The following is a 17,311-nucleotide window of genomic DNA, read 5'->3' as shown; positions in this document are numbered from 1 at the left end:
GATCAAGCTGCCTGGGTGCTACCCGCTCTAAGCAGAACCCTCGTCGAGCGGCGCGAGCACGGTCACCGCGACGGGCCGGGTCAGCAATTCACTGACCTGTGCCCGGTAGTTCAGATAGTGCGGCGAACTGCGGTGTTCGTCGAGCGCGATACGGCTGCGGTACCGCTCGAAAAGCACCAGCTCGCCGCCGTCGGCGCTCTCGTAGAGGTCGTAGCTACGGCATCCGTCCTCGGCCCGTGTCGCGGTAACCATTGCGTCCAAGAGAGCGCGCAGGGCCGACCTAGCGTCAGGCCTTGGCATGAGCCGGGCGATGACCGCGATGGGTGACGTCATGGCTGACCTTCTTCCGCTGCTACCGCGCACGCACGCTTGACGCGCTATGTCATAAGACGTTTTAATACGTCTTATGACATCTGTCAAGCTGGACCTGGATGCTGCCGATCTGCGGATATCGCGTGGCAGCGTGCCGGCGAGTACCCAGCTTGCCGAGGCGCTAAAGGCCCAGATCATCCAGCAGCGGCTGCCGCGCGGCGGGCGTTTGCCCAGCGAACGAGAATTGATCGACCGCTCCGGTTTGAGCCGCGTGACCGTGCGCGCGGCGGTCGGGATGCTGCAACGTCAGGGGTGGCTGGTGCGCCGGCAGGGCTTGGGTACCTTCGTCGCCGATCCGGTGGAACAGGAGCTCACTTGCGGCGTGCGCACCATCACCGAGGTGTTGTTGAGCTGTGGTGTTACCCCGCAGGTCGACGTGCTGTCACACCAGACCGGACCGGCGCCGCAACGGATTTCCGAGACTCTGGGATTGGTTGAGGTCCTCTGTATTCGCCGGCGCATCCGCACTGGCGATCAACCCTTGGCCCTGGTCACGGCTTATCTTCCGCCCGGGTTGGGCCCAGCCGTGGAGCCGTTGCTATCGGGCGGCGCGGACACCGAAACCACGTATGCGATGTGGGAGCGGCGACTGGGTGTACGCATTGCGCGGGCCACCCACGAAATCCATGCCGCCGGGGCCTCCCCCGACGTAGCCGACGCGTTGGATCTGGCGGTGGGTTCGCCGGTACTGGTCGTCGACCGCACCAGCTACACCAATGACGGCAAGCCCCTTGAAGTGGTGGTGTTTCACCACCGCCCCGAGCGGTACCAGTTCTCCGTCACGTTGCCCCGAACGTTGCCCGGATCGGGTGCCGGAATTATCGAGAAACGAGATTTCACATGAACGCCAAAAACGATCCACACTTCGGACTCTTGCTGGCGTTGACGGTTAACGGCCTGGCGATTAGCACCTACCACGAAATGGTTGTCGTCTCGCAGACAGCGGAGGAATACGGATTCGATTCGGTGTGGTTATGCGACCACTTCCTGACGATAAGCCCCGGCGAGTATGCGAAGGTTGCCGGCATCGCCGCCGACACCGGCTCCGCGACCGGCACCGAAACCGGCGGGGCGGGCCAGGGCGCCCCTTCGAGGTCGCTGCCCCTGCTGGAGTGCTGGACGGCACTTGCGGCACTGTCCCGCGACACCACCAAGCTGCGGTTGGGCACCAGCGTGCTGTGCAATTCCTACCGTCATCCTTCGGTGCTGGCGAAGATGGCTGCGACGCTGGACGTCATTTCCCAGGGACGTCTCGATCTGGGATTGGGCGCCGGCTGGTTTCGGCGCGAGTCGCAAGCCTACGGCATCCCGTTCCCGCCGGTTGGCGACCGAGTCTCCGCGCTTGCCGAGTCGCTGCAGGTCATCAAAGCCGTGTGGACCGAGCCAAACCCCACCTACGCCGGCCGGTTTTACACCTTGGACGGCGCCACCTGCGATCCGCCGCCGGTGCAACGGCCACACCCTCCGTTGTGGATCGGCGGGGAAGGCGACCGGGTCCAGCGCATCGCCGCTAAGCATGCCCAGGGCCTCAACGTGCGCTGGTGGTCGCCGCAGCAAATCGCCCAACGCCGCGGCTTTCTCACCCGTGCGTCCGAGGCGGCCGGGCGTGACCCCGACACGCTGCGACTGTCGGTCACACTGCTGCTGGCACCCACCCAGTCCGGCGAGGAAGAAGTCCGGATCCGCGAAGAATTCGCGTCCATCCCCGAGCCGGGGCTCATCGTCGGGACACCCGACAGGTGTATCGAGCGCATTCGTGAATACCAGGACCGCGGTGTCGGCCATTTTCTCTTCACGATTCCACACGTCGTGAAGACCGATTATCTGCACATCATCGGCAGCGACATCATTCCGCGCGTCAAAACTGAGGTCACGATTCCATGACGCTAGCCAACAATGGAACCGGCATGGACCAATTTCTGATGCCCACGGAGTACCTCGACGCCGGCCATCCGCTCGTTCGTACGACGGCAGCAACCCTCATCCGGGACGCGGTGTCGGATACCGAGCGGGTCAGGCGGATCTACTACTACGTACGCGACCTGCCATACGACGTCCTCGCGTCCTTTCGCTACCTCGCGCAGGGACATCACCGCGCCAGCGACGTGATCGGCCACGGGGTCGCCTTCTGTATGGGCAAGGCAAGTTCCTTCGTCGCCCTGTGCCGAGCCGCCGGTGTCCCGGCCCGTATCGCGTTCCAGACGATCGACGCCCCCGATAAGGAGTTTCTGTCCCCGCAGGTACGTGCCCTATGGGGAGGCCGAACTGGCCGGCCCTTCCCGTGGCACTCGCTGGGTGAGGCATACCTTGGTCGGCGATGGGTCAAGCTGGACGCCACCATCGACGCACCCACCGCCGCCCGCCTCGGCAAGCCCTACCGGCAGGAATTCGACGGAGCTACCCCGATCCCGACGGTGGAAGGAACCATTCTGCGGGAAAACGGCAGCTACGCCGACTATCCCAGCGCGGTCGCGCAATGGTACCAGCGAATCGCTCAGTCGGTCCTGAAGGCGTTGCAGTCCACCGAAGTACACGCCTTGGTAGCCGCCGACGACGAACTGTGGACCGGCCCCCCGGTCGAATTGGCCGACGCAACCCACCGACTGTGAATCTCACGACGCCTCCGCCGCGTGTCGCGTCGTGCCATTCACAGTGGCCGGGCTACCCCGCGTCGCTCAGGGAATTCTCATCTTGTTCTTCGCAACCGGGTTCCCAGCTCAAAGGATTCACCAAGGCGCCGGCTGCATCATGAGTTCATGACTGAGTCGATAGGCGAGCCGCTGAGCACCAACCTGATCGAGCGCTACCTGCGCGCCCGCGGCCGGCGATACTTCCGTGGCCACCACGACGCCGAGTTCTTCTTCGTCGCCAACGCCCACCTGCGGCTGCACGTCCACCTAGAAATCTCTCCCGCCTACCGCGACGTGTTCACGATCAGGGTCAGTCCCGCATACTTCTTCCCCGCCACCGACCACACCCGGTTGGCGGAGATCGTCAACGCGTGGAACCTGCAGAACCACGAGGTCACCGCGATCGTGCACGGGTCCTCTGATCCGCACCGCATCGGCGTGGCCGCAGAGCGGTCCTTGATCAGGGACCGCATCCGGTTCGACGATTTCGCCACCTTCGTCGACAACGCCGTCTCGGCCGCGACGGAGCTCTTCGGTCAGCTGACGGCAGCCGGATTACCTCCAACCGCGACGCCGCCGTTGCTGCGAGACGCCGGGTGAGCGTGAGCGGGTGACCTCAGGCCGTCAGAACGGCATCCAGCGCTGAATAGAACAGACCCAGTCCGTCGTCGGACGGCCCGGTCAACGCTTCAATCGCATGTTCGGGGTGCGGCATCAGGCCGACGACACGGCCGTTGGCTGAGCAGATGCCGGCGATGTCGCGCAGCGAGCCGTTGACGTTGTCATGGTAGCGAAACACCACCCGGCCTTCGCCTTCTAGTTCGTCAAGCACCTTCTCCGGCGCCACGTAACGGCCCTCGCCGGACTTCAGCGGAACCAACAGGTCGGCGTCAGGCTCGAAACGCGATGTCCACGCCGTCGACGTCGACGCTACCCGCAGCCACACATCGCGGCAGATGAAGTGCAATCCCACGTTGCGGGTCAGGGCACCAGGTAGTAGCCCGGCCTCACACAGCACCTGAAAGCCGTTGCAAATCCCCAACACCGGCATGCCGCGGTCCGCGGCAGCTACCACTTCGTCCATCACCGGAGCGAACCTGGCGATCGCTCCGGCCCGGAGGTAGTCACCGTAGGAAAATCCGCCGGGCACCACTACGGCGTCGACACCCTTAAGGTCGGCGTCGGCATGCCACAGGCTGACCACCTCGGCGCCCGCCTGCCGCGCCGCGCGCGCGGCGTCGACGTCGTCGAGCGTGCCGGGAAACGTGATGACACCGATGCGCGCCGTCACCGCGGGTCCCGGCTGATCGTCCAGTCCTCGATCACGGTGTTGGCCAACAGTGATTCCGCGATCTCGGCCAGCGTGGTGTCATCAACCGTATCGTCGACCTCCAGCTCAAACCTCTTGCCTTGACGCACATCTGATATTCCGGGATGGCCAAGACGCCCCAGCGCACCGACAATCGCCTGGCCCTGCGGGTCAAGAATCTCCGCCTTGGGCATCACATGCACGACCACCCTGGCCACCGGCGCTCCTCCTCAGATCTGCCCGCCGCGCCCGGCGACAGCGGCCGCCAGGAGCCGGGCAATGATTCCCGCGCCAACTCTACCGGCGGTAGGTGCCCCGCCTGGTCACGGGCACGAGCCGATGTAGGCCTCGCATAACGGCGCGGTCAGGGCGTCCAAAACCGCGGAGTCCGCAACCGTGGGCCACGGCACCTGTGGCGGCCCGGACGACCACAAGGTGAGTTCGCTGATCGTGCTGCTTGATACGTGCGCGACCAGGTAGGTGTGCATGATGACCGGCCCGCTGATCACCGCGGCCATCCGGGTCGGTTCGTCGTCGGTGACCGACGGCGACTGCAGCGGTGCGCCCAGCTGGCAGGCGCGTAACGCGGCGACGGCGGTGCCAAACACCGACGCCGCGATCTGGCCACCGCGGGCGGTGTCCCCGCGCCAGTGCAGCACCTGAGCTTGCAACTGCCACTGGCCGTCGGGGTGGACCACCGTCACCCGGCCCGCGACCGCCCAATCGCGGCTGTCGTGCGGGAACGCCGGCGTGGCGCACACCTGCTCGAACCCGAAACGTGGTGTCGCCCTGGTCACCGCCACTGCCGCGCCGGCCATTGCCGGCCAACGGTATTGCGAGTTCAACGGCACGGCGTGGGTGCTGATCCACGCGGTAGCAGGAATCTGGTCGCATATCGGCGGGCAGGTTTCCGGCTCAGCCTGGGCGCTAGGCGCGGCCATGAGCGTCGCCAATAAGCGACCGGCGACCAGCATCGTCGCCAGGATCAACCGCATCGGAAACGCCCCCATAAGGGCACAATCGTAAACATGCAACTCACGCATTTCGGCCATTCCTGCCTCCTCGCTGAGTTCGGTCAAACCCGCCTGCTCTTCGATCCCGGTACTTTCTCGCACGGCTTCGAGGGAATCACCGGTTTGTCCGCGATCTTGATCACCCACCAGCACCCCGATCACGTAGACGTCACGCGACTGCCGACCCTGCTCGAGGACAACCCGGCTGCCGAGCTGTACGCCGATCCGCAGACGGCGGCGCAGCTGGGCGAGCCATGGCGGGCGGTGCACGTTGGCGACGAGCTGCCGTTAGCGGAGCTGACCGTCCGTGCGGTCGGCGGTTGCCACGCGGTGATCCACCCGGAAATCCCTGTGATAGAGAACATTTCGTATCTGGTGGGCGACAGTAAACATCGGGCAAGACTGATGCATCCCGGTGACGCGTTGTTCGTTCCCGGCGAGCAGGTGGACGTACTGGCCACTCCCGCCGCGGCCCCATGGATGAAGATCTCCGAGGCGGTCGACTACCTGCGGGCCGTAGCTCCGGCACGAGCGGTACCCATCCACCAAGCCATCGTCGCTCCGGACGCCAGGGGTATCTACTACGGCCGGCTCACCGAGATGACCACCACCGACTTTCAGGTGTTGCCCGAGGAAAGCGCGGTCACCTTCTAGCGTGAGCAGACGCAAAGGGCCCCCATTTCGGCCCGAAATGGGCGCCCTTTGCGTCTGCTCGGCCACAACTAGCGGATATCCTCGGCGGCCCCGCGGCCGGCAGCGCGGCCGGAAAATATGCATCCACCCAGGAAGGTGCCCTCCAAGGCCCGGTAGCCATGGACACCGCCCCCGCCGAACCCGGCGACCTCGCCGGCTGCATACAACCCGGCCAGTGGCGTACCGTCGGCCTTGAGCACCCGAGCATCTAAGTCAGTTTCGATGCCACCCAACGTCTTTCGAGTCAGGATGTGCAGCTTGACCGCGATCAGCGGCCCGGCCTTCGGATCGGTCAACCGATGTGGCGCCACCACCCGGCCAAATCGGTCGCCTCGGTAGCGGCGAGCGGCGCGAATCGCGGTGATCTGTCCATCCTTGCTGTACTTATTGACCACCTCACGATCGCGCGCAGTGACCGCGGCTGCCACCGTCTCGTAGTCCAGCGGCACCACATCGGGCAACTCGTTCATCGCGGCCACCAACTCGCGCAACGAGTTCGCGTGGACGAAGTCCACACCACGATCGATGAATGCCTGCACCGGTCCGGGCGGGCCGGCGTGAGCCCGAGAGCGCAACAGCTGGCCCAGGCGCCGACCGGTCAAGTCAGGGTTCTGCTCCTGACCGGACAGCGCGAATTCCTTCTCGATTATCTTGGCATTCAACACGAACCAGGTGTAGTCATGCCCAGACTTGGTGATGTACTCCAATGTGCCGAGGGTGTCGAACCCGGGAAACAACGGTACCGGCAACCGCTTGCCCGCAGCATCCAGCCATAGCGACGACGGCCCCGGAATAATCCGGATACCGTGCCGCGGCCAGATCGGGTCGTAGTTGGTAATGCCTTCGGTGTAATGCCACATCCGGTCCGGATTGATCACCGCAGCCCCGGCCTTTTGAGCGATGCCGATCATCCTGCCATCAACGTGCGCGGGCACCCCGCTCAACAGTTGCTTGGGAATGCGGCCCATCCGTCTCGGCCAGTTTTTGCGCACCAGTTCATGATTGCCACCGATACCACCACTGGCCACGATCACCGCTGACGCGCGAAACTCGAATTTCCCCACAGACTTTCGCGACGAAGGCGCGCCGCGCGGCTCATCCGAGTGCTCCAGCACGCTACCCCGAACGCCTGTCACCGCGTTACCCTCGACGATCAGTTTGTCGACCTGGTGACGGTGCGCAAAGCGCACCGTGGGGCGATCACGCAGCTGACGCACGAATATGTCGACCAGAGCCGGCCCAGTACCCCAGGTGATGTGGAAACGGGGCACCGAGTTGCCGTGCCCCTGCGCGTCGTAACCACCACGCTCGGCCCAGCCCACCAGCGGAAAGATCTTCAGCCCGCGGGCGCGCAGCCAGCTGCGCTTCTCCCCCGCCGCGAAATCGACGTAGGCATGCGCCCATTGTTCGGGCCAGTAGTCCTCGGGCCGGTCGAACGCCGCCGTCCCCAGCCAATCCTGCAGAGCAAGCTCATGGCTGTCACGGATGCCCAAGCGGCGCTGCTCGGGACTGTTGACCAAGAACAAACCGCCGAACGACCAGAAGGCCTGCCCGCCCACATTGGCCCGATTCTCCTGGTCGAGGATCAGCACCCGTAGGCCGCGGTCGGCCAACTCACAAGCGGCTACCAGGCCCGCTAATCCGGCTCCCACGACAATGGCATCGGCGGTGAACCCCTCGGCATCTGAACCGGCTACAGCATCGCTCATGTCGGTACAGGTTAACGCCACCGATCAGGCGCTCGGTCAGGCCGCGTCGAGTACCGCCGCATCGGCTCGCCACCGGTACACCATCGGTGTGCACCCCTGCAGCATCGCCAGGTCGACGGCATCGAGCATCGCCTGCAGCGGACCGGACTTGCGCAAATGACGGGCGGCCACCGCAATCCGGACGACGCCCCCGCGCCGGGCGATCCGCTCGGCCGACATCACCACCATCCGGCACCACCACGGCTCCGCCAGGAAACCCTCGCCGATGCCCAGCACGCGGGCACGCACGGTGGTGAGCCGAACCAGATCCGTGATTCCATGGAGATCCGCAAGCAGCCGAAATCCATTGGTCGGCAACGCTGTACGGACACCTGGTGATACCAGCCAGCCCGGTGCCGCAAACAGTCGGGTTCGCAGCCCAAGGTGTTCGAGCACCCGGTCGGCGGCCATCAGCCGCAGGTTGGCCTCGTGTGCGCGCAGCATTGCGAATTCGCCGCGCCGCCTCTTGGTGGCCGCTTCGTCGTAGCCATGCAATACCAGAGCGTCGCCGCCGGCCCGGCGACCGGTCAGCCAGTCGACGGTGCGTGGGTCGCGGTCGAGCCGGTAGTCATCGCGCATACGCGGAGCCACCAGCAACGATACCGGCACCGAACGGGCGTCCATTTCCGCGCAGAACGCGTCGACATCGGCCAGGGTGCTCTCACCTATCCCCGAGACCGACACGAGAAGTTTTCCAGACACGCTTGCAGTCTGCCGATTCCAGGTTTCCGGACGGTGAAGGACACGCGGACAGCAGGCGTATATCTGGACCCTGACCAGCGCAGAACGAGCGCACGTCGGCTCGGCGCCAGGGCCATGATCCGACGCCGGAACCAAGCACCGCCCGACATCCTCGCGCGGTACCCGTGACCGGTATCGATATGCTCGGCAACGCCATGGTTGAAGCGTGTCCCGCGGAAGGCGATGCCCCGGTGCCCATCACCCCCGCGGGGCGGCCCCGCTCTGGCCAACGCAGCTATCCCGACAGGCTCGATGTGGGGTTGCTTCGGACCGCCGGAGTGTGTGTCCTGGCCTCGGTGATGGCGCATGTGGACGTCACCGTGGTCAGCGTCGCGCAACGCACCTTCGTTGCCGATTTCGGGTCCACCCAGGCCGTCGTGGCCTGGACCATGACCGGCTACATGCTCGCGTTGGCCACTGTGATCCCGACGGCCGGTTGGGCGGCCGACCGGTTCGGCACCAGGCGGCTTTTCATGGGTTCGGTATTGGCGTTCACCCTCGGCTCACTGCTGTGCGCATTAGCGCTAAACATCTTGCTGCTCATCATATTTCGCGTTCTCCAGGGTTTCGGTGGGGGCATGCTGACGCCGGTGTCCTTTGCCATCTTGGCCCGTGAGGCGGGCCCGAAGCGGCTGGGGCGCGTGATGGCGGTGGTGGGCATTCCGATGCTGCTCGGCCCGGTCGGTGGGCCGATCCTGGGTGGTTGGCTCATCGGGGCCTACGGCTGGCGTTGGATTTTCTTGGTCAACCTGCCGGTCGGGCTGTCCGCGCTCGTCTTGGCGGCGATCGTGTTCCCAAGAGATCGCCCGGCAGCATCGGAAAACTTCGACTACTTGGGCCTCTTGTTGCTGTCGCCGGGCCTGGCGACCTTCCTGTTCGGGGTGTCATCTAGCCCCGCCCGTGGAACGATGGCCGATCGGCACGTGTTGATACCGGTGATCACCGGCCTGGCGTTGATCGCGGCATTCGTCGCACATTCGTGGTACCGCGCAGAACATCCGCTCATAGACATGCGCTTGTTCCAGAACCGAGCGGTCGCGCAGGCCAACATGACGATGACGGTGCTCTCCCTCGGGCTGTTTGGCTCCTTCTTGCTGCTCCCGAGCTACCTCCAGCAAGTGCTGCACCAATCACCGATGCAATCGGGGGTGCATATCATCCCACAGGGCCTCGGTGCCATGCTGGCGATGCCGATCGCCGGAGCGGTGATGGACCGACGGGGACCGGCCAAGATCGTGCTGGTTGGGATCATGCTGATCGCTGCGGGGTTGGGCACCTTCGCCTTTGGTGTCGCGCGGCAAGCGGACTACTTACCCATTCTGCCGACCGGGCTGGCAATCATGGGCATGGGCATGGGCTGCTCCATGATGCCGCTGTCCGGGGCGGCAGTGCAGACCCTGGCCCCACGTCAGATCGCTCGCGGTTCGACGCTGATCAGCGTCAACCAGCAGGTGGGCGGTTCGATAGGGACCGCACTGATGTCGGTGCTGCTCACCTACCAGTTCAATCACAGCGAAACCATCGCTACTGCAAAGAAAGTCGCCCTGACCCCAGAGAGTGCCGCCGGGCGCGGGGTGGCGGTTGACCCGTCCTCGCTACCGCGCCAAACCAGCTTCGCGGCCCAACTGCTGCATGACCTTTCGCACGCCTACGCGGTGGTATTCGTGATAGCGACCGCGCTAGTGGTCTCGACGCTGATCCCCGCGGCATTCCTGCCGAAACAGCAGGCTAGTCATCGAAGAGCACCGTTGCTATCCGCATGACGTCTGCTTCACGTCAGCGTTGACCGCATCGTCGAGCCACAGCGTCGAAAAGCCGTGCACCAGCGACCAGGTCGCCAGCTCGGCACCCGCCGGATTCGCCCGGGGGTTGGGATCGCGCAACGCCGCCACCCCGCGCGCCAGCTCGGCGGCGGCGGCGGTCTCGGCGTCGACCAGTTCGGAATCGGAGCCGTCGAGCAGCCGAGCTCACTTCACGCCGCCCCTGCGCGGCCACCTCATCGCCATCGTTTCACCCGGGCTGCTTGCGCCCGGCCTGCTGGTCACCATCACCGGTGCGCTCAAAGCTCTTGGTCGCCGTGGGCCTGTTGCTGCCCGACACCCGCATGGCAGCGGCGGTATGCTCGCTGGCGCTGATGCTGGCCATGTTCGGAGCCAATGTCTACGCATCCCGAATGGCCGATCCCATCGGCTATGCTGGCGCAGCGCCATCGAGGTCGTTTCCCTGGCCGCCGCCGTAACGGTCGCTGTCGGCAGTAGCTAGCAACCACCCGTATTGAAACGCGGTCTCCTTCCAGCGCTCGTAGCGGCCACTGATCCCACCATGACCGGCGTGCATCTGGGTCTTCAACAGCACGGAATTGCCGTCGGTCTTGGCGTGCCGCAACGCGGCCACCCACTTGGCCGGCTCCACGTAATAGACCCTGGTGTCGTTCAGCGACGTCATTGCCAGGATGGCCGGGTACTTTTGGGCCGTGACGTTCTCGTACGGCGAATACGATTTCACATAGGCATAGACATCGCTGTCGTTCAACGGATTTCCCCATTCGTCCCACTCGGTGACGGTCAGCGGCAACGATGGATCAAAGATGGTGGTCAGCGGGTCCACGAACGGCACCTGCGCAAGGATTCCGGCGAAGAGATCCGGTGCCATGTTGGCCACCGCGCCCATCAGCAGACCGCCCGCGCTACCCCCCAATGCCACCAACTGCTGCTGGGAAGTAAGTCCCGTGTGCACCAGATGTCTTGCCACCGCGATGAAGTCGGTGAACGTGTTCTTCTTGTCCAGTAGCTTGCCGTTTTCATACCACAGCCTGCCCATCTCACCGCCGCCGCGAACGTGGGCGACGACGAACACCATCCCGCGATCCAGCAGCGACAACCGAGCGATGGAAAACCGCGGATCCTCACAGATCTCGTAGGCGCCGTAGCCATAGATCAACGCAGGTGCCGGGAATTCGATATCGGAGCGGTGCACTATCGAGACCGGGATCCGGGTGCCGTCGTCTCCGTACGCCCAGTCCCGCCGCTCCACATAGTCTTCGCGGCGGTAGCCGCCCAGTACGGGCTGTTCTTTCAGCAAGGTACGCTCGCCAGTGGCCAGGTCGATGTCGTAGATGCGCACCGGGGTGACGAAAGATCCGGCACCGACCCGCAGTTTGGGCGAATCCCAGTTGGGGTTGGGCCCCAGTCCCGCCGACATCAGCTCGGAGTCGAACGAGATCTCCTCGGGCTCACCATAGTTGCCGTCAGGCCCGATCGGCCACAGTTGAACCCGCGGCAGCGCCTCGCGCCGGTAGCTGACTACCAGATGGCCGGCCAAGGCATCCACCGCGTCGAGTCGGACGTCGTCGCGGTGGGCGATGAGGGTGCGTTGCCGCGCAGGATCCTCGACCGGGGCCTCTACCAGTGTGAAGTTCACCGCGCCGTCGTTGTGCAGGATCAGAAACCGGTCCTGGCCAGCTATGACCGCATGCTCCACCGAGTACTCGACGCCGTCGCGGCGCGGCAGCACCACGCTGAACTGCGCTGTCGGATCTGCCGCGTGCGCGTAACGGACCTCCGAAGTGATGGACGACCCCGCCGCGATCAGCAGATAGGCGTTGCTGCGAGTGCGCCCCACCGCGAGCCAGAACCGATCATCGGCTTCGTGGTAAACCCGCTCCGACGATTCGCCGGACCCTAGCCGGTATCGCCACACCGTGTCCGGACGCCAGGCCGCGTCCACGGTGGTGTAGTAGACAGTGCGGTTGTCAGCTGCCCAGGTGACTCCCGCGCCGATCCCGGCGATCTCGTCCGGGTACCGTTTTCCGGTGCGTAAGTCCTTGAACCGCAAGGTATATCGTTCGTCACCTACGACATCAACGGAATACGCTAAGAGGTTATCGTCCAGGCTGACGCTGGCCGCGCCCAGTGCGAAGAAGTCGTGGCCGTCAGCTTCCACGTTCTCGTCGAGCAGAAGCTGTTCACCGGGAATTTCGGTGCGCTCGTCGAACTCTGGTGGGTTCCAGTCGTCGGGATCGGTTACCGGGCAACGACAGTGTACGCCATACTGCTTTCCCTCAAAGGTCCGCGCGTAGTACCACCAGTTGCCACGTCGCGTCGGCACCGATAAGTCGGTTTCCTTGGTACGCGCTTTGATTTCGTGGAAGATCTTTTGCCGCAATGGCTCAAGGTGTGCGGTGGTCCGTTCGGTGTAGTCGTTTTCAGCTTCGAGGTGGGCGATTACTTCCGGGCTGTCCTTGTCGCGCAACCATTCGTATGGGTCGACAAAGACGTCGCCGTGGTGCTCCCGGCGGGTCTGCACCCGCTTGGCCACGGGCGGTGAGGGTAGTGCGGTTCGGTGCATCATGCGCCAGGGCCGATCCAGTCGTCGAATTTTAGTTCGGAAATCCGTTCGTATGCATTAATATAACGGGCACGCGTGGCCTCGACGATATGCTCGGGGAGCGGAGGCGGCGGCCGATCGCTGCCTCTATCCCAGCCGGACTCGGAGCCGGTGAGCCAGCTACGGACGAATTGCTTGTCGAAGCTGGTCTGGACCACGCCGGCCCGGTAGTCGTCGGCAGGCCAGTACCGCGACGAGTCCGGTGTGAAGATTTCGTCGGCCAGCAGCAGGTTGCCGTGGCGGTCGATGCCAAATTCAAACTTGGTGTCGGCGATGATGATTCCGCGGGTGAGAGCGTGATCGGCGGCCTGCACATACGTCTGCAATGTACGGTCGCGCAGCTGGTTGGCACGCAACGCGCCTACCATCTCGACCACCCGGTCAAACGAGATGTTCTCGTCGTGGTCCCCCAACGCGGCTTTAGTCGCCGGGGTGAACAGCGGTGTGGCGAACCGACTGGCCTCGACCAGGCCCGGCGGCAGCGCGATACCGCACACCTTCCCGGTCGCCTGGTAATCCAGTAACCCCGAACCGGTCAGGTAGCCACGGGCCACACATTCCACCGGCAGCATCTCCAGCCGCCGCACCACCAGCGCGCGGCCCAGCACCTCATCGGGAACACGCGGGTCGTCCGGCGGCCCGGCCAGATGGTTAGGGGCATCGACGAGCCCGAAGAAGAATGCGCTCATGGCGGTCAGGACGCGGCCCTTGTCCGGGATGGTGCTGTCCAGGACGTAGTCGTACGCCGAGATCCGGTCGCTGGCAACCAGCAGCAGGTGCTCGTCATCGACACGGTAGATCTCGCGGACCTTACCGCTGGCCACATGCTGGTAGTCGGACAATGCGGGGCGCATCGCGCCAGCCTAGCCGCCGCACGACGGCGCCCTGTGCTGGTATCTCTGGTATGAGATCGCGCTTCTTGCCGTATGCCACCACGCCCGGCCGACTGCTGGCCCAACTGATCAGCGATATCACTGTCGCGGTGTGGACGACGCTATGGATGCTCGTCGGCCTCGCCGTGCACGACGCCATCTCGATAATCGGCGAGGCCGGCCGCCAAATCGAAGTCGGCTCGCACGGGATTGCCGGCAACCTGGCGGCCGCGGGCCAGGACGCCCAGCGTATCCCGGTGGTGGGCGATGCGCTCAGCAACCCCATCACCGCCGCAAGCCAGGCCGCCCTTGACATCGCCGGCGCCGGCCACAACCTGGACACCACGGCCGGCTGGCTTGCGGTAGTGCTCGCGCTGGCGGTCGCCGCGACGCCGATTCTTGCCGTGGCCATGCCCTGGCTGTTCCTGCGGCTGCGGTTCTTCCGGCGCAAGTGGACCGTTACCACCCTGGCGGCGACCCCGGCCGGTCGCCAGCTGCTGGCGCTGCGCGCATTGGCGAACCGGCCGCCGGGCAAACTGGCCGCCGTCAGCACCGATCCGGTCGGCGCCTGGCGACGAGAGGATCCCGCCACCATTCGTGCGCTGGCCGCGCTCGAGTTGCGGGCCGCCGGAATCCCGCTGCGCGGAAACTAGCCTCCGCGCAATTCAACGACCAGGTGCCGGATGCCGGTATGCCGGTTGCTGCGTGTCCATTCCGCGGGTTCCACCACCCGCACGGAGCCAAAGCGGGACAAGAGTTCCTCGAACAGCACCCGCAGTTCCAGCCGAGCCAGATTGGCGCCCAGGCAATAGTGCACCCCCTGACCGAAACCCAGGTGCGGATTGGGTTTTCGGGTGATATCGAACTCGTCCGCGCGGTCGAACACGCTGGGATCACGGTTGGCCGAGCCCTCCCACACCACAACCTTCTGACCCGCCTCGATCGGCTGGCCGCCCAGGCTGACCGCACGGGACGCCGTGCGCCGCTTCGATGGTGACGGCGACGTCCACCTCACGATCTCTTCGATCGCAGTCGGCAACAACTCAAAATCGCTTCGCAGCGTTTGCAGTTGGTCGGGGTTCTCGGCCAGCGCCAGCAGCCCGCCGGCAATGGAGTTACGGGTGGTTTCCGCGCCGGCGCTGAACAGTAGATGGAAGAACAGGTACAGTTCGGCGTCGGACAGCGCCGGCGCATCCGGATCGTCGATGGTAGCGTTGGCGACGACGGACAGCATGTCGTCGGCAGGTTCGGCGCGTTTACCGGCGATCAGCTCCAATGCGTAGGTGTATAACCGCGATCCGGCATCCTCGACGTTCAGCTTCGGCATCGTCGCCCTGCGGGAGCCGCGGAAATCGAATCCCGGCTCAACCGCCTCGAACAACCAATGTCGATCCGTCTCCGGCACACCCAGCAGAATGCAGATCATCTGCATGGGCAATTCGGCAGCGATCTCGACCACGAAGTCGAAAGGCGCTCCGGGTTCTACGCCATCGAGCAATCCACGCGCCCGGCGGCGCAGATCGTCTTCGACCCGCCGGATCATCCGTGGTGTCAAGCCCGAGCTGACCAACCGCCGGATACGGGTGTGTCGGGGATCATCCATCATGTTGAGCACCTGGCCGGCGACCGGCAGATCCTGCAGCACCGTGCCCCCAAACCGACGTTGGCCCCCGGTGACCGACGAATAGGTCACCGGATCACGTAACACCTCAAGGGTTTGGGCGTAGGTAGCCACCGACCAGAAGCCCTCCCCGTCCGGGGTGTGCTCGGTCGGCCGATGCCAAAACACCGGCGCTTCACGACGGTGGATGGCGAAGAGGTGATGGGGGAAGCCGTCGGCGAAGTTGTCCAGATCGGTCAGATCGATGCCCGAAAGCCCGGCGGCGGTAGTCATGACACTAAAGAATTGCACCCGGCGTGTATTTAGCCGCGTCCGGGTAACGGCTCACCAGCGCGTCCACCATCGCGACCACATCATCGACCTGGTCGCCCGCGGCACCGGCAAATGCCTTCTTGTCGGCCAGCGCGGCCTCCAAAGCGTCTCGTCCCAGCGGCAGCCGCGGATCGGCGGCCAACCGGTCCAGCAGGTCGGGCTCCGCGCCGTGTTCTCGCATGGCCAGCGCCGTCGCCACCGCGTGCTCGGAGATCAACCGGTGCGCGGACTCGCGACCCATCCCCGCGCGCACGGCCGCCATTAGCACCTTAGTGGTGGCTAGGAATGGCAGATAACGATCCAACTCGCGGCCGATCACCGCCGGGTAGGCGCCGAACTCGTCCAGCACCGTCAAAAACGTCTCGATCTGCCCGTCGACGGCAAAGAAGCTGTCCGGCAACGCAACCCGGCGCACCACGGAGCAGAACACATCACCCTCGTTCCACTGTGCACCGGCTAACTCGGCCGCCATGGATGCATAGCCGCGTAGCACAACCTGCAGCCCGTTGACCCGTTCGCAGCTGCGGGTGTTCATCTTGTGCGGCATCGCCGACGAACCGACCTGACCCGGCGCGAAACCCTCGGTGGCGAGCTCGTGGCCGGCCATCAATCGAATCGTGTGTGCCAGTGATGACGGCCCCGCGCCGAGCTGCACCAGAGCCGAAACCACGTCGTGGTCCAATGAACGCGGATACACCTGCCCCACGCTGTTGAAAACAGTTGCAAAGCCCAAGAAGTCGGCGACGCGCCGCTCGAGATCGGCCAGCGCCGCGGGGTCACCGCCCAGCAGATCGAGCATGTCCTGACCGGTGCCCATCGGGCCCTTGATGCCACGCAGGGGGTAGCGGTCGATCAACTCCCTCAACCGCCTCAACGCGATCATCATCTCTTGGGCCGCCGAGGCGAACCGCTTGCCCAAGGTGGTGGCCTGAGCGGCCACGTTGTGGCTGCGCCCGGCCATGATCAGGTCACGGTAGCTCACCGCCCGCTCGGCCAGCCGCGCCACCACCGCCACCCCATGGGCGAAAATCACTTCCAGCGACCGCCGAATCTGCAGTTGCTCCACATTCTCGGTCAGGTCGCGGCTGGTCATCCCCTTGTGCACGTGCTCATGACCGGCCAATGCGTTGAATTCCTCGATGCGGGCCTTGACATCGTGGCGCAGCACCCGCTCCCGGGCTGAGATCGAGGCCAAGTCCACATCGTCGACCACACGTTCGTAGTCGGCGAGCACCGAATCGGCAACCGCTACCCCCAGCTCTGCCTGTGCCCGCAATACGGCCAGCCATAACCGCCGCTCCGCGACCACCTTGGCCTCCGGCGACCAGATCGCGACCATCTCGGCGCTGGCATATCGGGTGGCCAGCACGTTGGGAATGCTCACTTGGCCCTCACAAAGACACAGCTTACGGTCGCGGGCCTAGTGGTCGCAGTTGTCACACGAGTCCCGGCGCCAGGGGGCACCCGATGTGCCCGACTCATCGCGACAACTCGGCAACGCCCGGTCCCGGTGCCGCCCGGGCGGTGTCGCTATGAGACGGGCACAACGCGCATCCCTCTGACAGAGGCGCAAGTGGCGGATGTGACACCACAGCACATACGCCGCGGCCCCGC

General features: G+C 65.0%; 19 protein-coding genes. 7 read left to right on the top strand and 12 right to left on the bottom strand.

Annotated elements, in window-relative coordinates:
* Nucleotides 1–27: 27 nt before the first annotated feature.
* Nucleotides 28–333, bottom strand: a complete 306-nt coding sequence (locus MCAN_RS04155; RefSeq protein ID WP_014000425.1) for a putative quinol monooxygenase — start codon at nt 331–333, stop codon at nt 28–30.
* Nucleotides 334–406: 73 nt separating this feature from the next.
* On the opposite strand from MCAN_RS04155, the gene MCAN_RS04150 reads away from it, so the two are divergent.
* From MCAN_RS04150 to MCAN_RS04135, 4 genes are all read left to right on the top strand, one after another.
* Complete coding sequence (locus MCAN_RS04150; RefSeq protein ID WP_014000424.1) at nt 407–1,216, top strand: Rv0792c family HTH-type transcriptional regulator; 810 nt, start codon at nt 407–409, stop codon at nt 1,214–1,216.
* Nucleotides 1,213–2,256, top strand: coding sequence for an LLM class flavin-dependent oxidoreductase (locus MCAN_RS04145; RefSeq protein WP_014000423.1), 1,044 nt, complete (start codon nt 1,213–1,215; stop codon nt 2,254–2,256). Before MCAN_RS04150 ends, MCAN_RS04145 begins: the two co-directional genes overlap by 4 nt.
* Nucleotides 2,253–2,981: a transglutaminase-like domain-containing protein gene (locus MCAN_RS04140; RefSeq protein ID WP_014000422.1), complete on the top strand. Its 729-nt coding sequence runs from the start codon at nt 2,253–2,255 to the stop codon at nt 2,979–2,981. Before MCAN_RS04145 ends, MCAN_RS04140 begins: the two co-directional genes overlap by 4 nt.
* A gap of 147 nt (nt 2,982–3,128) precedes the next feature.
* Nucleotides 3,129–3,602: a hypothetical protein gene (locus MCAN_RS04135; protein WP_014584683.1), complete on the top strand. Its 474-nt coding sequence runs from the start codon at nt 3,129–3,131 to the stop codon at nt 3,600–3,602.
* 16 nt (nt 3,603–3,618) lie between these two features.
* Here MCAN_RS04135 and purQ read toward each other — a convergent pair whose 3' ends face one another.
* From purQ to MCAN_RS04120, 3 genes are all read right to left on the bottom strand, one after another.
* Nucleotides 3,619–4,293 (bottom strand): phosphoribosylformylglycinamidine synthase subunit PurQ, encoded by a 675-nt coding sequence (gene purQ, locus MCAN_RS04130; protein ID WP_014000420.1) that lies wholly within the window; start codon nt 4,291–4,293, stop codon nt 3,619–3,621.
* Nucleotides 4,290–4,529: a phosphoribosylformylglycinamidine synthase subunit PurS gene (purS, locus tag MCAN_RS04125; protein ID WP_014000419.1), complete on the bottom strand. Its 240-nt coding sequence runs from the start codon at nt 4,527–4,529 to the stop codon at nt 4,290–4,292. The genes purQ and purS overlap by 4 nt, the downstream gene beginning before the upstream one ends.
* 105 nt (nt 4,530–4,634) lie before the next feature.
* The gene (locus tag MCAN_RS04120; protein ID WP_021036368.1) at nt 4,635–5,426 is read right to left on the bottom strand and encodes a hypothetical protein; all 792 of its coding nucleotides are present in this window, start codon (nt 5,424–5,426) and stop codon (nt 4,635–4,637) included.
* On the opposite strand from MCAN_RS04120, the gene MCAN_RS04115 reads away from it, so the two are divergent.
* Nucleotides 5,340–5,978: an MBL fold metallo-hydrolase gene (locus MCAN_RS04115; protein ID WP_041180027.1), complete on the top strand. Its 639-nt coding sequence runs from the start codon at nt 5,340–5,342 to the stop codon at nt 5,976–5,978. The genes MCAN_RS04120 and MCAN_RS04115 overlap by 87 nt on opposite strands.
* Nucleotides 5,979–6,046: 68 nt before the next feature.
* Here the strand turns inward: MCAN_RS04115 and MCAN_RS04110 are convergent, their stop codons facing one another.
* Nucleotides 6,047–7,747 (bottom strand): FAD-binding dehydrogenase, encoded by a 1,701-nt coding sequence (locus tag MCAN_RS04110; protein WP_014000417.1) that lies wholly within the window; start codon nt 7,745–7,747, stop codon nt 6,047–6,049.
* A 15-nt stretch (nt 7,748–7,762) separates the two neighbouring features.
* Nucleotides 7,763–8,467: a DUF2334 domain-containing protein gene (locus MCAN_RS04105; protein ID WP_041180025.1), complete on the bottom strand. Its 705-nt coding sequence runs from the start codon at nt 8,465–8,467 to the stop codon at nt 7,763–7,765.
* Between the two features lie 179 nt (nt 8,468–8,646).
* Here MCAN_RS04105 and MCAN_RS04100 point away from each other — a divergent pair, with 179 nt between their 5' ends.
* Nucleotides 8,647–10,269 carry a DHA2 family efflux MFS transporter permease subunit gene (locus MCAN_RS04100; RefSeq protein WP_014000415.1) on the top strand — a complete coding sequence of 541 codons (1,623 nt, stop codon included), beginning with the start codon at nt 8,647–8,649 and terminating at the stop codon, nt 10,267–10,269.
* Here MCAN_RS04100 and MCAN_RS04095 read toward each other — a convergent pair.
* The 4 genes from MCAN_RS04095 to MCAN_RS04085 all read right to left on the bottom strand — a co-directional run bounded on the left by MCAN_RS04095 (nt 10,258) and on the right by MCAN_RS04085 (nt 13,746).
* Nucleotides 10,258–10,398 (bottom strand): WHG domain-containing protein, encoded by a 141-nt coding sequence (locus MCAN_RS04095; protein WP_041180024.1) that lies wholly within the window; start codon nt 10,396–10,398, stop codon nt 10,258–10,260. The two genes, MCAN_RS04100 and MCAN_RS04095, sit on opposite strands and share 12 nt — an antisense overlap.
* Before the next feature lie 118 nt (nt 10,399–10,516).
* A complete protein-coding gene (locus MCAN_RS23835) occupies nt 10,517–10,651 on the bottom strand; it encodes a hypothetical protein (protein WP_258560979.1) in 135 nt (44 codons plus the stop codon).
* 45 nt (nt 10,652–10,696) lie between these two features.
* The gene (locus tag MCAN_RS04090; RefSeq protein ID WP_014000414.1) at nt 10,697–12,856 is read right to left on the bottom strand and encodes a S9 family peptidase; all 2,160 of its coding nucleotides are present in this window, start codon (nt 12,854–12,856) and stop codon (nt 10,697–10,699) included.
* The gene (locus tag MCAN_RS04085) at nt 12,853–13,746 is read right to left on the bottom strand and encodes a phosphoribosylaminoimidazolesuccinocarboxamide synthase (protein ID WP_014000413.1); all 894 of its coding nucleotides are present in this window, start codon (nt 13,744–13,746) and stop codon (nt 12,853–12,855) included. Before MCAN_RS04085 ends, MCAN_RS04090 begins: the two co-directional genes overlap by 4 nt.
* Before the next feature lie 50 nt (nt 13,747–13,796).
* Between MCAN_RS04085 and MCAN_RS04080 the strand changes: the two genes are divergently transcribed.
* Nucleotides 13,797–14,417, top strand: a complete 621-nt coding sequence (locus tag MCAN_RS04080; protein WP_014000412.1) for a hypothetical protein — start codon at nt 13,797–13,799, stop codon at nt 14,415–14,417.
* On the opposite strand, the gene MCAN_RS04075 is transcribed toward MCAN_RS04080, so the two are convergent.
* The gene (locus MCAN_RS04075; protein WP_014000411.1) at nt 14,414–15,658 is read right to left on the bottom strand and encodes a cytochrome P450; all 1,245 of its coding nucleotides are present in this window, start codon (nt 15,656–15,658) and stop codon (nt 14,414–14,416) included. The two genes, MCAN_RS04080 and MCAN_RS04075, sit on opposite strands and share 4 nt — an antisense overlap.
* 4 nt (nt 15,659–15,662) lie before the next feature.
* Nucleotides 15,663–17,081 (bottom strand): adenylosuccinate lyase, encoded by a 1,419-nt coding sequence (gene purB, locus MCAN_RS04070; protein WP_014000410.1) that lies wholly within the window; start codon nt 17,079–17,081, stop codon nt 15,663–15,665.
* Between the last annotated feature and the right edge of the window lie 230 nt (nt 17,082–17,311).

Source organism: Mycobacterium canetti CIPT 140010059 (assembly GCF_000253375.1).
Lineage (GTDB): Bacteria > Actinomycetota > Actinomycetes > Mycobacteriales > Mycobacteriaceae > Mycobacterium > Mycobacterium tuberculosis.
The sequence above is the reverse complement of the archived record's forward strand: the minus strand, read 5'-3'. Positions and strand labels throughout refer to the sequence as shown.